The organism is Pseudomonas sp. PvP100 (assembly GCF_017833055.1).
In the GTDB taxonomy this organism is placed as follows: Bacteria; Pseudomonadota; Gammaproteobacteria; order Pseudomonadales; family Pseudomonadaceae; genus Aquipseudomonas; species Aquipseudomonas syringae.
This window is the reverse complement of the sequence record NZ_JAFIBO010000001.1, coordinates 801599-817874: the sequence shown is the minus strand read 5'-3', so window position 1 is coordinate 817874 and position 16276 is coordinate 801599. Positions and strand designations below refer to the sequence as shown.

Sequence of the window (16276 nt, the reverse complement as noted above, 5' to 3'; positions counted from 1 at the left end):
TACGCAAGTGCGCTTTTGATTCTGGCCGAAGGCCTTAGGAGCGAACGTGTTCGCGAAGACAATTGTTCAAACGAAACATTTTCAGAGAACAGGTAAGCCTGTTCGCGAACACGTTCGCTCCTACGCCCTGCGGGCAGAAGCCTGAACGCCCATTTTCCAGGCTCTTCAGGACTTATGTATGGCGATGAGCGTAGAGCGCCGAAACGATGGCTAGCGGATTTGCTTTTCTACCACTCGGCAAAACTGCCATCCGCATGACGCCAGATCGGGTTGCGCCAGCGGTGGCCGATGGCGGCGCGTTCAATGACGTATTCTTCGTTGATTTCGATGCCCAGGCCGGGGCCGTTGGGGATCTTGACCATGCCTTTGTCGTAGTCAAAGACTTCCGGGTGCTTGACGTAATCGAGCAGGTCGTTGCTTTCGTTGTAGTGAATACCCAGGCTCTGCTCCTGGATGAAGGCGTTGTAGCAAACCGCGTCCAGTTGCAGGCAGGCCGCCAGCGCGATAGGCCCCAGCGGGCAATGCAGCGCCAGTGCGACGTCGTAGGCTTCAGCCATGTTGGCGATCTTGCGGGTTTCGGTAATGCCACCGGCGTGCGAGGCATCCGGCTGGATGATGTCGACGTAGCCTTCGCTCAACACACGCTTGAAGTCCCAGCGCGAGAACAGCCGCTCGCCCAGCGCAATCGGAGTGCTGGTCAGCGGCGCCAGTTCCTTCAGTGCTTCATAGTTCTCGCTGAGCACCGGCTCTTCGATGAACATCAGCTTGTACGGGTCCAGCTCCTTCATCAGCACCTTGGCCATCGGCTTGTGAACCCGGCCGTGGAAGTCCACACCGATGCCGACATTCGGCCCCACTGCATCACGCACGGCGGCCACGTTGGCCAGTGCCAGGTCGACCTTGTCGAAAGTGTCGAGAAACTGCAGCTCTTCGGTGCCATTCATCTTCACCGCCGTAAAACCGCGCTCGACCGCTTCCTTGGCGGCGCGCGCCGTATCGGCGGGTCGATCACCGCCAATCCACGAATAGACGCGAATCTTGTCACGCACCTGACCGCCGAGCAGATCACTGACCGACACCCCCAGCGCCTTGCCCTTGATGTCCCACAACGCCTGATCGATACCGGCCAGCGCACTCATGTGAATCGCGCCGCCGCGGTAGAAGCCGCCGCGGTACAGCACGGTCCAGATGTCTTCAATGTTGCGCGGATCCTTGCCGATCAGGTAATCGGAAAGCTCTTCCACAGCGGCAGCGACCGTGTGCGCGCGGCCTTCGACCACTGGCTCGCCCCAGCCGACAACGCCCTCGTCGGTCTCGACCTTGAGGAAGCACCAGCGCGGCGGAACGATGAACGTGGTGAGTTTGGTGATTTTCATGAGTGCGGTTTCTCTTGTTGATTCTCTTGTTGGATAGCGGCTACTGCACGACGGCGTCTGCGCCGGTCAGTCTGCAAGCGCTGCGCTGTGCAGCTTCCAGGCCGCCACATAGGCCTGGGCACGCTCGGTGACGTCTGCGACGCTCATGCCGGGTTTGAACAGCCCGGAGCCCAGGCCAAACCCCTTCACGCCCGCATCGAGAAATACCTTCATGTTGTCCGGCGAAATCCCCCCGACCGGCAGCAGAATCGTGCCCTTGGGCAAGACCGCCAGCCACGCCTTGACCACCGCAGGCGACATTTGCTCGGCAGGAAACAGCTTGAGCACATCGGCACCTTCGGCCAGTGCCGCAAAGGCTTCGGTCGGCGTCGCGACCCCTGGCGACAGGAACAGCCCGGCCGCCTTGGCCGCACGCAGCACCTTGGCGTCACTGTGCGGCATAACGATCACTTGCCCGCCGGCATCCTTGACCTGAGTCACCTGCTCAGCGGTGAGCACGGTGCCAGCACCGATCAGGCAATCGGCAGGCAATTGCTGACGCAACAAGCGGATGCTGTCGAACGGTTGCGGGGAGTTGAGCGGCACTTCGATGACCCGAAACCCCGCCTCGTACAGCGCATCGCCCACGGCAGGCGCTTCTTCGGGACGCAGGCCGCGCAGAATCGCGACCAGGCCATTTTCTTTCAATGCTTGCTTGAGCATGTCAAACCTCTCGAATGTGTTGGGACGAGCGGCGCGCGATCAGACCGGCCTGAACGGCGACCTGCCACAGGCCACGCTCGGTCGCCTGCTCGGCCAATGTCACCCCGGGAAAGCCACAAACCGCAAGCCCGCGTGCATAGCGCGTGCACAGCGAATCACTGCCGATGAGGATCACCGCAGGCAATTGTTCGTGGTTGTGCAGATGCAGCCTGGCGATGGCACCCAGTTCATGGCCAATCAACAGGCCGGAAAGATAGTCAGGTTGCGCACTAGCAGCCAATTGCCCGGTCAGGCCGAGCGTTCGCGTGCTGAAAATCGTCGACAGCGGCCCCGCGGAGCCCGCGTCGGACAGAGCAATCGACAGGCCGCGGTCAAACGCCTGCTCGTCGAACGCCTGCGAAGGCTGCATAGTGCGTCCGAGAATGGTATGTGCGCAGAGTGCGGCGTAGACCTCGCCGGTCATGAAGGTGTCGAAGTGAACGATGCGCCCGCGCTCTACCTGCACCCATTTGGAGTGACTGCCAGGCAGACCGATCAGCAGAGGCTGGCTGCCCTGCCCTTCTTCGAGCCCCGCCAGCACACCCAGCACCTGGGTTTCTTCGCCACGCATGACGTTAGGCAGGGTCGAGCGCTGCAGGACGCCGGGGATGATGTGCACGGTTACACCGCGCACGCTGCGCACGGTCTGCAACGCTGCGCTCAGTTCGTTGACGCTGGCCGGCGTTTCCCGGTAAGCCGCCTCGCGCCAGCCCTGCGCGCTGCCGACCATGCCGCAGGCAATCACCTGCAGGTCTGGCTGGGCATCGAGCCAGTCGCCGCACGCCTGGTCAAAGGCCAGTTCGAAACCGTCACTGCAGAACTGCCCCGCGATCAGCCGCGGCGTGGTTGGCAACTGCATGATGCCCGCGCTCAATGCGCGCTGTTCCAGTACCTGGCCATGTTCGCCAAGTCGATAAGCACGAAGTGAGGTTGTCCCCCAATCGAGCGCGATCAATTGCGCCTGCATTGCGTCACCTGTTGTTTTTTTGGAAGTGAGTGCAGGACGACTATAAACCCGTTGTTACACTTATCTCAATATGTAAATTTCAATCCCATATATAGGGACAAAGGGCGATCAATCAAAAGTATCAGCCATTAAAAAACCCGCTTCCCTTTCGGAAAGCGGGTTTGCTGTGAAACCGAAGCCTCAACGCTCCAGCAGGATTCTCAGCATGCGACGCAGCGGCTCCGCAGCGCCCCACAACAGCTGGTCACCCACGGTGAAAGCGCCCAGGTATTGCGAACCCATGTTCAGTTTGCGCAGACGCCCCACCGGAATGCTCATGGTGCCGGTCACCGCCGTCGGGCTCAGCTCATGCATGCTGGCTTCGCGATTGTTCGGCACCAGCTTGACCCACGGGTTGTGCTGGCTGATCAAGCCTTCGATGTCCGCAATCGGCACATCCTTGTTCAGCTTGATGGTCAGCGCCTGGCTATGGCAGCGCATCGCACCAATGCGAACGCAGATGCCGTCCACCGGGATCGGGCTCTTGAAGCGACCGAGGATCTTGTTGGTCTCGGCCTGGCCTTTCCACTCTTCGCGGCTCTGGCCGTTTGGCAGGGCCTTGTCGATCCACGGGATCAGGCTGCCCGCCAGCGGCACGCCGAAGTTCTCGGTGGGGAACGACTCGCTGCGCATGGCTTCAGCCACCTTGCGGTCGATGTCCAGAATGGCGCTGGCCGGGTTGGCCAGATCATCGGCCACCGAAGCATGCACCGCGCCCATTTGCCGGATCAGCTCACGCATGTTCTGCGCGCCGGCGCCGGAGGCCGCCTGATAGGTCATGACGTTCATCCACTCGACCAGACCGGCATCGAACAGGCCGCCCAGGCCCATCAGCATCAGGCTGACGGTGCAGTTGCCACCGATATAGTTCTTGGTACCCGCATCCAGTTGCTGGTCGATGACCTTGCGGTTCACCGGGTCAAGCACGATGACCGCGTCATCCTGCATGCGCAGGCTCGACGCCGCATCGATCCAGTAACCCTGCCAGCCCGCTTCGCGCAGCTTGGGGAACACCTCATTGGTGTAGTCGCCACCCTGGCAGGTCAGCACCACGTCCAGGGTTTTCAGCTCGTCGATGCTGTAGGCATCTTTCAGGGGCGCAACATCCTTGCCCACCGAAGGCGCCTGGCCACCGACATTGGAAGTAGTGAAGAACACCGGCTCAATGAGATCGAAGTCCTGCTCTTCCCGCATCCGCTGCATGAGCACGGAACCGACCATGCCACGCCAACCGATCAGACCTACACGTTTCATCGCAACTACACCTTGAATAAAAGTGGGACCGCCGCTCTGCGCGTACACAGCAGGCGGCGGGCCAGAGAGATTACAGATTCCGCAGCGCGGCGACTACAGCATCGCCCATTTCCTGCGTACCGACTTTGACTTTGCCTTCCGACCAGATGTCGCCGGTGCGGATACCCTGATCCAGAACCAGGCTGACAGCCTTTTCGATGGCGTCGGCCGCATCGGTCAGATTGAAGCTGTAACGCAGCATCATCGACACCGACAGAATGGTCGCCAACGGGTTGGCAATGCCTTTGCCGGCGATGTCCGGCGCAGAACCGTGACATGGCTCGTACATGCCCTTGTTGGCCGTGTCCAGCGAGGCCGACGGCAGCATGCCGATGGAGCCGGTGAGCATCGACGCCTGATCGGAGAGAATGTCGCCGAACAAGTTGTCGGTCACGATCACATCGAACTGCTTGGGTGCACGCACCAGTTGCATGGCAGCGTTGTCGACGTACATGTGGCTCAGTTCGACTTCAGGGTAATCCTTGGCAACCTGCTCGACGATTTCGCGCCACAGCTGGCTGGACGCCAGTACGTTGGCCTTGTCCACCGAGCAGAGCTTCTTGCCACGCACCATGGCCATGTCGAAACCGACTTTGGCAATGCGGCGGATCTCGCTTTCGCTGTACGGCAGTGTGTCGTAAGCCTGACGCTCGCCATTATCCAGCACCCGCGTGCCGCGTGGCGCGCCGAAATAGATGCCACCGGTCAACTCGCGAACGATCAGGATATCCAGGCCGGCGACAATTTCCGGTTTCAGGCTCGACGCGTCGGCCAGTTGCGGATAAAGGATCGCCGGACGCAGGTTGCCGAACAGGCCCAGTTGCGAGCGTATTTTCAGCAGACCGCGCTCAGGACGGATGTCGCGCTCGATGGTGTCCCATTTCGGGCCGCCGACTGCACCCAGCAGCACGGCATCGGCCGCACGGGCACGCTCCAGGGTTTCATCGGCCAGCGGCACGCCGTGCTTGTCGATGGCCGCGCCGCCGATCACGTCGTGGGTCAACTCAAACCCCAGCTGATACTTTTCATTGGCCAGCTCCAGCACTTTGACCGCTTCGGTCATGATTTCCGGACCAATACCATCACCAGGGAGAATCAGAATCTGCTTGCTCATAACATCCTCGATTTTGTGCATCGGCGTCTTTGACAACGCCTGCTTGAAACGCTCGATACCACAGAAAATTTAGCGTGCCGCGAAAACACTTTTGCCAGCAAGGGGCAATTGCACCTTACTGGCAAACATGCATCCGCTGGCAATCAATCAGTCGCGAAACAGCCACGGCTGGCTGGCGCGATGCTTGCTCTCGAAACCGGCGATGGCCTCGGCGTCCATCAGCGTCAGGCCGATATCGTCCAGACCGTTGAGCAGGCAATGCTTGCGGAACGCATCGATTTCAAAGCTCAGGACCTTGCCATCCGGGCGGGTCACGGTCTGCGCCTGCAGATCGATACTCAACTGATAACCGGGCGTGGCTTCCACCTGCTTGAACAGTTGATCGACGTCTTCCTCGGACAGGATGATCGGCAACAAGCCGTTCTTGAAGCTGTTATTGAAGAAGATGTCCGCGTAGCTCGGCGCAATGATTGCGCAGAAACCGTACTCTTCCAGTGCCCACGGCGCGTGTTCGCGGCTCGAGCCGCAGCCGAAGTTTTCCCGGGCCAACAGAACACTGGCACCCTGATACCGCTCGTGGTTGAGGACGAAGTCAGTGTTCAATGGGCGCTTGGAGTTGTCCTGGTAAGGCTGCCCCACGTCCAGATAACGCCATTCATCGAACAGGTTCGGACCGAAACCGGTGCGCTTGATCGACTTGAGAAACTGCTTGGGAATGATCTGGTCAGTGTCGACGTTGGCACGATCCAGAGGAGCGACCAGGCCACGGTGCTGGGTAAAGGCTTTCATACGGGACTCCTCAGTGCTGGATCAGGTCGCGAACATCGATGAAACGGCCATTCACCGCAGCGGCAGCGGCCATCGCCGGGCTCACCAGATGCGTGCGGCCACCGGCCCCCTGACGACCTTCGAAGTTACGGTTGGAGGTCGACGCGCAGTGCTCGCCGGAACCCAGGCGGTCCGGGTTCATCGCCAGGCACATGGAGCAGCCCGGTTCACGCCACTCAAAGCCGGCTTCGATGAACACCTTGTCCAGCCCTTCCTTCTCGGCCTGCGCCTTGATCAGCCCCGAGCCTGGGACCACGATGGCCTGCTTGATGGTTGAAGCCACCTTGCGACCTTTGGCAACGTCCGCAGCGGCGCGCAAGTCTTCGATGCGCGAGTTGGTGCAGGAACCGATGAATACCCGGTCCAGCTGGATGTCGGTAATCGGCTGATTGGCTTTCAGGCCCATGTACTTGAGCGCACGCTCGATGGAGCCACGCTTGACCAGATCCGGCTCTTGCGCAGGGTCCGGCACGTTCTGATCAACCGCCAGGACCATTTCCGGCGAGGTGCCCCAGCTGACCTGCGGCTTGATCTGTGCGGCGTCCAGCTTGACCACGGTATCGAACACAGCGTCCGGGTCGGACACCAGGTCCTTCCAGGCTTCGACAGCGAGGTCCCACTCTGCGCCTTTGGGTGCGAACGGACGGCCTTTGACGTACTCGACGGTCTTCTCGTCGGTGGCCACCATACCAACCCGCGCGCCCGCTTCGATGGACATGTTGCAGATGGTCATGCGCCCTTCGATCGACAGGTCGCGGATCGCGCTGCCGGCGAACTCGATGGCGTAACCGTTACCGCCGGCAGTGCCGATCTTGCCGATCACTGCCAGTACGATGTCCTTGGCTGTCACGCCAAACGGCAATTGCCCTTCGACCGACACCAGCATGTTCTTCATTTTCTTGGCAACCAGGCACTGGGTAGCGAGCACGTGCTCGACCTCGGAAGTGCCGATGCCGTGGGCCAGCGCACCGAATGCGCCGTGGGTCGAGGTGTGCGAGTCGCCGCAGACCACGCTCATGCCTGGCAGGGTTGCGCCCTGCTCCGGGCCGATCACGTGGACGATGCCCTGGCGCGGGTCATTCATCTTGAATTCGGTGATGCCGTACTCGTCGCAGTTGTCGTCGAGGGTCTGCACCTGCAAGCGCGACACCTGATCCTCGATGGCACCGATGCCACCCTTGCGTTCCGCGGTGGTCGGCACGTTATGGTCAGGCGTGGCGATGATCGAGTCGATCCGCCAAGGCTTGCGCTTCGCCAGCCGCAGACCTTCGAACGCCTGCGGCGAGGTCACTTCGTGGATGATATGACGATCAATGTAGATCAGCGCCGAACCATCGTCGCGCTGTTTGACCAAATGCGAATCCCAGAGCTTGTCGTAGAGCGTTTTCCCGGCCATCGGACGTACTTCCTCATCAGCTTCTTTCTATGCCTTGGGCAATCGTGGCGATGACCCTTTGGCTTGTGCGGTCATCCTATGGAATATGCTTAAATAACTCAAATTCATAATTTTCATACTTTGGATAACCAACTGGAATCTGACCATGGACCTGGCCAACCTCAATGCCTTTATCGCCATCGCCGAGACCGGTAGCTTCTCCGGGGCAGGCGAACGCCTTTACCTGACCCAACCGGCCATCAGCAAGCGGATTGCCGGTCTGGAGCAGCAACTCAACGTGCGCCTGTTCGACCGCCTGGGCCGCGAAGTCAGTCTGACCGAGGCCGGACGCGCCCTGCTGCCGCGCGCCTACCAGATTCTCAACGTGCTGGATGACACCCGCCGTGCTTTGACCAACCTGACCGGGGAAGTCACCGGGCGGTTGACTCTGGCGACCAGCCATCACATAGGACTGCATCGTTTGCCTCCGATATTGCGGGCCTTTACCCGCACTTATCCGAAGGTTGCACTGGACATTCAATTCCTGGATTCGGAAATTGCCTATGAGGAAATTCTTCACGGGCGCGCCGAGTTGGCAGTCATTACACTGGCGCCCGAGCCGCATGCACTGATCCGCGCCGTGCCCGTCTGGGACGATCCGCTGGATTTCGTCGCGGCACCCGAGCACCCGCTGGCCAACAGCGGCCCGATGAAGCTGGAGGATATTGTGCGCTATCCGGCGGTATTTCCCGGCGGTAACACGTTTACCCATCACATTGTCAGCGGATTGTGCGAGGCCCAAGGCCTAAAGCCCAACATCGCCATGAGCACCAACTATATGGAGACCATCAAGATGATGGTTTCCATCGGCCTGGCCTGGAGTGTTCTGCCACGTACCATGCTCGACGAGCAGGTCGCGCGCATTCCGCTGCCGGGCGTACAGCTCAATCGCCAGCTAGGCTACATCCTGCACACCGAACGCACGCTGTCGAATGCGGCACGGGCATTCATGAAATTGCTCGATGCGCAGACACAGTGAGTAGATGCTGCTGCAGGCCGCAGGCAGATCGCTCTGGCGGTTCTATCGATTAAAGGCTCGGATAACATGCCCAACCTACCGGATAACGCCGTGCCGAAAGCTACCGCACAGTCGGCCTCCGCCAGGCTGCCGCTGACGGACGCAGAGCGGGCCCTGCAGGAAACCCGTGATCGCCTGGAGCTGGCGCTGGACCTGGCGCAAATGGGCACTTGGGATCTGGATATCATCCGCAACCGACTGCAAGCCTCGGCACGCGCGGCGCTGCTGCACGGCATGCCGGCGCTGCCCTTCGATGAGTCTGGCGGGCAGTTCTTTGGCAGCCTGCCCGGCGAAGAGCGCCGCCGAATGCGCGCGATCTATGCCGTGGCACTCGAAACCGGGCAGGACTGCCTTCAAGTCACCTACCGGTTCAAGTTGAAAAACGGAGCGTCACGCCTGCTTGAAGGCCGCGCGCGGATTTACCGGGATGAACAGGGCCAGCCCGTCAGGCTGTCCGGCACCCTCATGGACATTACCCAACAGTGCGCGCAGATCGCCCTGGAGGCCAGCGAGGAAAAATTTGCCAAGGCGTTTCATTCAAGCCCCGACTCGATCACCATCACTGAAATCGACTCGGGCCGCTATGTCGAGGTCAACGATGGTTTTACTCGCCTGACCGGTTTCAGCGCGCAGGAAGTGCTCGGCCGTACAGCGCACGAGGTCGGTATCTGGACCGACACCTTGCAGCGCGAACACATGCTTGAAGAATTGCGCCAGAAAGGCCGCGTGCATCATCGGGAAATGGACGGTCGAGACAAGCACGGCGCGCCCCTGGTACTGGATATATCGGTCGAATTCATCACCCTGAACAACACCGCCTGCCTGTTGATGAATGCCCGCGACATCGGCGCGCTTAAAAATGCCCAGGCGCAGATTCAGCACCTGGCTTATCACGACCCGCTGACCGGGCTGCCCAATCGCGCACTGCTGCTCGACCGCCTGAGCCAGCAAGTGTCGCTGCTTCAGCACCAGAACCTGCGCGGTGCCCTGCTGTTTCTCGATCTGGACCATTTCAAGCACATCAACGACTCGCTCGGCCATCCGGTAGGCGACAGCGTCCTGAGCATCATCGCCGCGCGCCTGGAAGCCAGCGTGCGCCAGGAAGACACCGTGGCCCGCTTGGGCGGCGACGAATTCGTGGTGTTGATCTGCGGCCTGGAAGGCTCACAGGACGAGGTCACCCAGCAAGTGCGGGAGCTGGCCGACAACCTGCGCAACCTGCTGGCCGAACCAATGTTTCTCGACGGCCATCGCCTGCAGGTCACACCGAGCATCGGCGTGGTGCTGATTCCGGATGATGGGCTGACCCCGGCCGATCTGCTCAAGCGCGCCGATATTGCCCTGTATCGGGCCAAGGATTGCGGGCGCAACGCTTCGCAGTTTTTCCATGTATCGATGCAACAGGCCGTCAGCCAGCGTCTGCGCCTGGAAAACGACCTGCGCCTGGCACTGACCCGTAACGAATTTCATCTGCACTTCCAGCCCCAGGTCGACTGTCGCAACGAATACATCACCGGGGCTGAGGCCCTGCTGCGTTGGCAACACCCCGAATACGGCTTGCTGGCGCCTGATCAGTTCGTGCAGATACTTGAAGAAAGCGGCATGATTCTGGAGGTCGGCAGCCATATTCTGAACGAAGCCTGCAAAACCGGTGGCCTGCTGTTAAGACAGGGGCTGATCCCGGAAAACAGATTCCTGATGGGCGTCAATATCAGCCCGCGACAGTTTCTCCAGCATGATTTCATCGAGCGCGTGGAGCGCAGCCTCACGCTGCACCAGCTGCCTGCCTCCATGCTCAAGCTGGAAATCACCGAGGGTATCGTCATTCAGAATCTGGACGACACCATCCTCAAGATGCTCAGCTTAAAGGCGCTGGGCGTCAGCTTTGCGATGGATGATTTCGGCACTGGCTATTCGTCACTGACCTACCTCAAGCGCTTGCCGGTGGATACGCTGAAGATAGACCAGTCTTTCGTCCAGGACGCCACCAACGACCCCAACGACGCGGAAATCATCCGTGCCATCGTCGCCATGGCGCAGAGCCTCAACCTGAACGTGATCGCGGAAGGCGTGGAAACCTCGGAGCAGTTGGCATTTCTGGAAAAAGTCGGCTGCTACACCTATCAAGGCTATCTGTTCAGCGAACCGCTGCCAGGCCCGCAGTTCGAGTCCTTGCTGGCGCTCAAGCGGCCTGCGCAGCAAACCGCACATCAGGACTGAAAAAGAGAAGGCGCCCCGCAGGCGCCTTCTTTGTTACGTGCCGCTGACTCAACATCACCTGACGGATCAGTTTTCCAGCGCTTTCTGGCTATTGAGCGGAATACGCTTTGGTTTCGCTTCTTCCGGCACGTTGCGCACCAGGTCAATATTCAGCAGGCCGTGAGACAGATCGGCCCCTTTGACTTCGATATTGTCCGCCAGCCTGAATGACAGCTTGAATTCACGCCGGGCAATACCCTGATGCAGATACGTCACGTTTTCGGCTTCTTGCTCGCGCTTGTTGCCAACTACGGTCAGCACACCTTTTTCGACCTGCAACTCGAGATCCTGCTCTTGCATACCTGCTGCAGCGATCACGATTCGATAATGGTCATCGGTGTGCCGCTCGACGTTGTAGGGCGGATAACCGCTGGTTGTCTCATTTCGTGCCGCCGACTCGAAGAGGTCGTTGAAGCGGTCGAATCCCACTGAGTTGCGAAACAGTGGAGCCAGAGAAAATGCAGTAGCCATAACAATTCTCCTGTTTATCAGCGAGTGGTTTACGCGACCCGTTTTCGGCATCGCTTGATCACCAAAATAGGGACAGCCTTTCGCTTTTCAAGAGACTTTTTTCAGGATTTTTTTGACCGTTCGTCGGGATCAGCTTCTGGGTAAGCAACCGGGCGCGCAGCCCAGCAATACGCTGATGCGGTCGCAGTCGGTCTCGCGGCGCAACGTATTGAACATCAGGGTCGCCTCGGGATAACTCTTAGTCAGCAGCACCAGCCACTGCTTGAGCCGGCCCGGCGCCTGAATCAGCGTCATCTTCGCCAGGCAGTCCTGCCAGAAGACCCGCAGCATCGGCTGTAGCTCGCCCCAGGTGATTGGCACGACCTCTTCGCCCTTCTGCGCCGCAGCGATCTGCCGGGCCAGATCAGGACGCGCCACCAGCCCGCGACCGATCATGATGTCCCGCGCGCCACAGATTTCGCGGCAACGCCGCCAATCCTCAACGGTCCAGATTTCCCCGTTGGCGACCACCGGAACCTTGACCACTTCCTGAATGCGCGCAATCCACTCCCAGTGCGCCGGCGGCTTGTAGCCGTCGACCTTGGTGCGGGCGTGAACGACGATTTGCTCTGCCCCGCCGTCAGCCAATGCCCGCGCGCAATCCAGCGCGCCGTCGGTGTTTTCGTAACCCAGACGCATCTTGGCGGTGACAGGAATATGTTGGGGCACGGCACGGCGTACCTGGCTGACGATCGAATGCAGCAATTCCGGCTCCTTGAGCAGGATTGCGCCGCCACGCGAGCGGTTGACGGTCTTGGCCGGGCAGCCGAAGTTGAGATCCAGCACGGGGGCGCCCAACTCGCAGGCGAACGCGGCGTTTTCGGCCAGGCACACCGGGTCAGAGCCCAGCAACTGAAGGCGCAACGGTGTGCCGGCGTCAGTTTTCGCGCCCTGGTGAAATTCCGATGCGTACTTGTAGAAGTAGTGCGCCGGCATCAAGCGCTCGGACACCCGGATGAATTCGGTCACGCACCAGTCGATGCCGCCGACTTTCGTCAGCACATTACGCAGGATGTCGTCGACCAACCCCTCCATGGGCGCCAGAGCAATTTGCATGGGTCACACTCGAAAAAAAGTCCGGCAGTTTACTGCCCGACGTGCGGATTGGGAACGGCGCTGTCAGAGATGGCTGCGCCATAGCCCTCAATGAACTCGGCAGGCATACGCTTGGGCTTACCAGTGGACAGTTCGATGCAGACAAAGGTGGTTTGCGCGCGCAGCAAGGTCAGGTTGTCGGCAGGACGCTTGAGCTGAAAACAGCGGGTCATTTTCAGGCGGCGGTCCCAGTCGACGATCCAGGTCGCCAGTTGCAGCTCGTCGTTCTCGTAGGCGCTGGCGAGGTAGTCGACCTCATGCCTGACCACCGCCATCGCACGGTCAAGGCGTCGGTATTCGGTGAGGTCCAGCCCGAGGAACTGCGAATGACGCCAGGCACAGCGTTCCAGCCATGACACATAGACGGCGTTATTGGCGTGCCCCAGCCCGTCGATGTCTTCGGCGGCGACATTCAGATCGATGACAAACGGCGTTGCCCGGTCCCAGACCATGCGTGCTCCTGCTTGAGTAGATGTGATTGGCGGGAGTGTAGCGGGTCATGGCGCGCGTTCACACGCGCTGGCATGAAAAGGGCCCCTCGGAACGCCTTTTGCTCTTCACGCTACAGCGCTCAGAGTCACACACAAGTCTGGATAAGCCCGGATAAAAGGCCTGAAACCGTACGTGCAGACTGGACACAGACCTGTGGGAGTGAGCTTGCTCACGAAGACGATGCATCCAACCCCTATTTCCTGGGAGCTATACCGGCCTCTTCGCGAGCAAGCTCGCTCCCACAAGACTTATGTATAACCATGAGGGCTGTAGCGCGAGGATGCAGTTCGCGGCGCACTGCGTTGCGAACGCATAGAGGACGCGGAGTGTCCCGAACGGCATGCCAACGCAGTATCGGCAAGAGAGTCGGTTACAGTTGAGTGTGGCAATAGATAAAAACAGAAAGGAGGATTTTTCGAACCCTGAAAAAACAAAAGGGCCATTCAATAATCGAATGACCCTTGGTCCCGCAGAGCGGGAAATCGTGGCGTCCCCTAGGGGACTCGAACCCCTGTTACCGCCGTGAAAGGGCGGTGTCCTAGGCCACTAGACGAAGGGGACGCAAAACCTTCAGTCAGGTTCATCGAACGATGAACCCTGGCAAAATTGGTGGAGCTTAGCGGGATCGAACCGCTGACCTCCTGCATGCCATGCAGGCGCTCTCCCAGCTGAGCTAAAGCCCCGGATTTACGCCTCTCGGCGGAGATCAACCTTCCGGCATCACTCGGTGAAACTGGCGTCCCCTAGGGGACTCGAACCCCTGTTACCGCCGTGAAAGGGCGGTGTCCTAGGCCACTAGACGAAGGGGACAAAACCTTCTCGCAAAACAAACGGTCGCTGGATCCGCTTGTTTCACATCATTCCAGATTCCAGAGCAGTGTAGCAGCACTCTGCAACGCTAAATTTGGTGGAGCTTAGCGGGATCGAACCGCTGACCTCCTGCATGCCATGCAGGCGCTCTCCCAGCTGAGCTAAAGCCCCACATCAGTGGACGGGGCGCATATTAAGCGTGAGTGACAGGGCTGTCAAATTTATTTTCTACAATCTGCAAACTTTTTTGTCGGTAATACAACCACTTACCATTCAACCCCCGGAGAACCGGGGGCGATTCACAGGAACAGGTAATGCCTCAGGCAATCGAGCCCAGCAGCTTTTCCCATTCCTTGTTTTCTTTCTTGGAAACGCCGCCCAGCAAATCGAGTGCCTGACGCAGCCGGAAGCGGGTCAGGTCAGGACCGAGGATTTCCATCGCATCGGTCACCGAGACCGAATTGGCCTGACCGGTGATCGCAGCGAACATCAGTGGCATGGCATCACGCAGCTTGAGTTCGAGATGTTCGACCACGGCCTGGATGCAACCCATGATGCGGTCCTTCTCCCACTGACGCAGCGATTCCAGCTTCCACAGGATCAGCTGCATCACCTGACGCACCTGCTCCGGAGACAGCTTCTTGTGTTCGAACAGCTTCACATCAGGCGTGACGCCACCTGCGAAGAAGAAGCCGGCCAGCGGTGCGACCTGACTGAAGGTCTCTACCCTGCCCTGCACATGCGGTGCGATCTTCATCATGTAGTCAGGGTTCAGCGCCCAGGTCTTCAGACGTGAGGCAAACTCCTCGACCGGCAGATCACGCAGCCATTGGCCATTGAGCCAGGAAAGCTTTTCGATATCGAAGATCGGCCCGCCCAGCGAAACACGCGACAGGTCGAAGTTGTCGACCATCTCCTGCAAGGAGAACTTCTCGCGCTCGTCAGGCATCGACCAGCCCATGCGCCCCAGGTAGTTGAGCATCGCCTCGGGCATGAAGCCCATGCGCTCGTAGAAAGTCACCGAGGTGGGGTTCTTGCGCTTGGACAGCTTGCTCTTGTCGGGGTTACGCAGCAGCGGCATGTAGCACAGTTGCGGCTTGTCCCAGCCGAAGTATTCGTACAGCAGGATCAGTTTGGGTGCCGATGGCAGCCATTCTTCGCCGCGCAATACGTGGGTGATGCCCATCAGGTGGTCATCGACGACGTTGGCGAGGAAGTAGGTCGGCAGGCCGTCGGTCTTCATCAGGACCTGCATGTCCATGCGGTCCCACGGGATTTCGACTTCGCCACGCAGCATATCAGGGACGACGCAGACGCCTTCGGTCGGCACTTTCATGCGGATCACGTGTGGCTCGCCGGCATCCAGGCGGCGCTGAACTTCTTCCTTGGTGAGCAGCAAGGCACGACCGTCATAGCGCGGAGTTTCGCCCTTGGCCTGCTGTTCGGCGCGCATCTGGTCCAGCTCTTCGGCGGTGCAGAAGCACGGGAAGGCATGACCCATGTCGACCAGTTGCTGCGCGTATTTCTTGTAGATGTCGCCGCGCTCGCTTTGGCGGTAGGGGCCGTGAGGACCACCGACGTCGGGGCCTTCGCTCCAGTCGATGCCCAGCCAGCGCAGTGCGTCGAAGATCTGCTGTTCGGACTCGCGGGTAGAGCGCAGTTGATCGGTGTCTTCAATGCGCAGGATGAACTCGCCGCCATGCTGTTTGGCAAAGCAGTAGTTGAACAGCGCGATGTAGGCCGTGCCGACGTGGGGGTCGCCTGTGGGCGATGGCGCGATGCGGGTACGAACGGTGGTCATGGAAAATCCCGAATTATGTCGATCAAGCGCGGAATGTTAACAGGCCGGGGGCATGGGGCTCCAGCAAGAAAGGCAATTGCCCGGACGTCTCTCGTTCCACATGCTCCGCGCCCGGAGCTGTAAAAAAATTCAGCTGATTATCGTGCCAATGCTCCGCATTGGCATGCAGTTCGTGATGCTCTGCGTCACACGGCGGTTTTTCTTTTTCAGGTGGATTGGGGTTCGGCTCAGGTCACCTTTTCGCCCCTCGGCGACCTACTTTGATGGGGCCAAAGTAGGCAAACCCCCTCGCTCCGGTTTCCGGCCCGACTTCGTCGGGTTCCTTCGCCCTGGCACTTACGTCGCACTCTGCGTCGTCTGTGCCATCGTGATCGAAAAGCGCGTATGGCGGCCTCATAGAGGCGCGGCATGACGTTGTGCGGCACTGAAGACTTTTGACACAGAGCGTAACGACCTGCCTGCCAACACGGAGCATTGGCATGCAGGTCAGCGCGGATT

The 16276-nt window shown here is 59.8% G+C and carries 13 protein-coding genes and 4 tRNA genes; 2 read left to right on the top strand and 15 right to left on the bottom strand.

The features are described from left to right. Window positions 1-227: 227 nt before the first annotated feature. The 7 genes from dgoD to leuC all read right to left on the bottom strand — a co-directional run bounded on the left by dgoD (window position 228) and on the right by leuC (window position 7754). Window positions 228-1376, bottom strand: coding sequence for a galactonate dehydratase (gene dgoD / locus JOE39_RS03525; RefSeq protein WP_003394509.1), 1149 nt, complete (start codon window positions 1374-1376; stop codon window positions 228-230). A 66-nt stretch (window positions 1377-1442) separates the two neighbouring features. Next, window positions 1443-2078 (bottom strand): 2-dehydro-3-deoxy-6-phosphogalactonate aldolase, encoded by a 636-nt coding sequence (locus tag JOE39_RS03520; protein ID WP_003316530.1) that lies wholly within the window; start codon window positions 2076-2078, stop codon window positions 1443-1445. Between the two features lies 1 nt (window position 2079). Further along, window positions 2080-3084 (bottom strand): 2-dehydro-3-deoxygalactonokinase, encoded by a 1005-nt coding sequence (locus JOE39_RS03515; protein WP_016567766.1) that lies wholly within the window; start codon window positions 3082-3084, stop codon window positions 2080-2082. A gap of 180 nt (window positions 3085-3264) precedes the next feature. After that, window positions 3265-4377: an aspartate-semialdehyde dehydrogenase gene (asd, locus tag JOE39_RS03510; RefSeq protein WP_002552957.1), complete on the bottom strand. Its 1113-nt coding sequence runs from the start codon at window positions 4375-4377 to the stop codon at window positions 3265-3267. A gap of 70 nt (window positions 4378-4447) precedes the next feature. Continuing rightward, window positions 4448-5530, bottom strand: coding sequence for a 3-isopropylmalate dehydrogenase (leuB, locus tag JOE39_RS03505; protein WP_003345644.1), 1083 nt, complete (start codon window positions 5528-5530; stop codon window positions 4448-4450). Window positions 5531-5677: 147 nt separating this feature from the next. Beyond that, window positions 5678-6319 carry a 3-isopropylmalate dehydratase small subunit gene (leuD, locus tag JOE39_RS03500; RefSeq protein ID WP_003423567.1) on the bottom strand — a complete coding sequence of 214 codons (642 nt, stop codon included), beginning with the start codon at window positions 6317-6319 and terminating at the stop codon, window positions 5678-5680. A gap of 10 nt (window positions 6320-6329) precedes the next feature. After that, entirely contained in the window at window positions 6330-7754 is a 1425-nt protein-coding gene (gene leuC / locus JOE39_RS03495; RefSeq protein WP_003316525.1) for a 3-isopropylmalate dehydratase large subunit, read from the bottom strand. A gap of 145 nt (window positions 7755-7899) precedes the next feature. On the opposite strand from leuC, the gene JOE39_RS03490 reads away from it, so the two are divergent. Next, entirely contained in the window at window positions 7900-8772 is an 873-nt protein-coding gene (locus JOE39_RS03490) for a LysR family transcriptional regulator (RefSeq protein WP_003345646.1), read from the top strand. Between the two features lie 66 nt (window positions 8773-8838). Beyond that, window positions 8839-11031 carry a GGDEF domain-containing phosphodiesterase gene (locus tag JOE39_RS03485; protein ID WP_210077892.1) on the top strand — a complete coding sequence of 731 codons (2193 nt, stop codon included), beginning with the start codon at window positions 8839-8841 and terminating at the stop codon, window positions 11029-11031. Window positions 11032-11097: 66 nt separating this feature from the next. Here JOE39_RS03485 and JOE39_RS03480 read toward each other — a convergent pair whose 3' ends face one another. The 8 genes from JOE39_RS03480 to gltX form a co-directional block, all read right to left on the bottom strand. Next, window positions 11098-11541 carry an Hsp20 family protein gene (locus tag JOE39_RS03480; protein WP_003345647.1) on the bottom strand — a complete coding sequence of 148 codons (444 nt, stop codon included), beginning with the start codon at window positions 11539-11541 and terminating at the stop codon, window positions 11098-11100. Between the two features lie 129 nt (window positions 11542-11670). After that, on the bottom strand, window positions 11671-12636 hold the full coding sequence (locus JOE39_RS03475) for a tRNA-dihydrouridine synthase family protein (RefSeq protein ID WP_210077894.1): 966 nt from the start codon (window positions 12634-12636) through the stop codon (window positions 11671-11673). A 29-nt stretch (window positions 12637-12665) separates the two neighbouring features. Beyond that, window positions 12666-13127: a thioesterase family protein gene (locus JOE39_RS03470; RefSeq protein WP_103695333.1), complete on the bottom strand. Its 462-nt coding sequence runs from the start codon at window positions 13125-13127 to the stop codon at window positions 12666-12668. 525 nt (window positions 13128-13652) lie between these two features. Then, a tRNA-Glu gene (locus JOE39_RS03465) sits at window positions 13653-13728 on the bottom strand. A gap of 46 nt (window positions 13729-13774) precedes the next feature. After that, a tRNA-Ala gene (locus JOE39_RS03460) sits at window positions 13775-13850 on the bottom strand. A gap of 51 nt (window positions 13851-13901) precedes the next feature. After that, window positions 13902-13977, bottom strand: a tRNA-Glu gene (locus JOE39_RS03455). A 95-nt stretch (window positions 13978-14072) separates the two neighbouring features. Then, window positions 14073-14148, bottom strand: a tRNA-Ala gene (locus JOE39_RS03450). Window positions 14149-14296: 148 nt separating this feature from the next. Next, a complete protein-coding gene (gltX, locus tag JOE39_RS03445) occupies window positions 14297-15778 on the bottom strand; it encodes a glutamate--tRNA ligase (RefSeq protein WP_046266695.1) in 1482 nt (493 codons plus the stop codon). Between the last annotated feature and the right edge of the window lie 498 nt (window positions 15779-16276).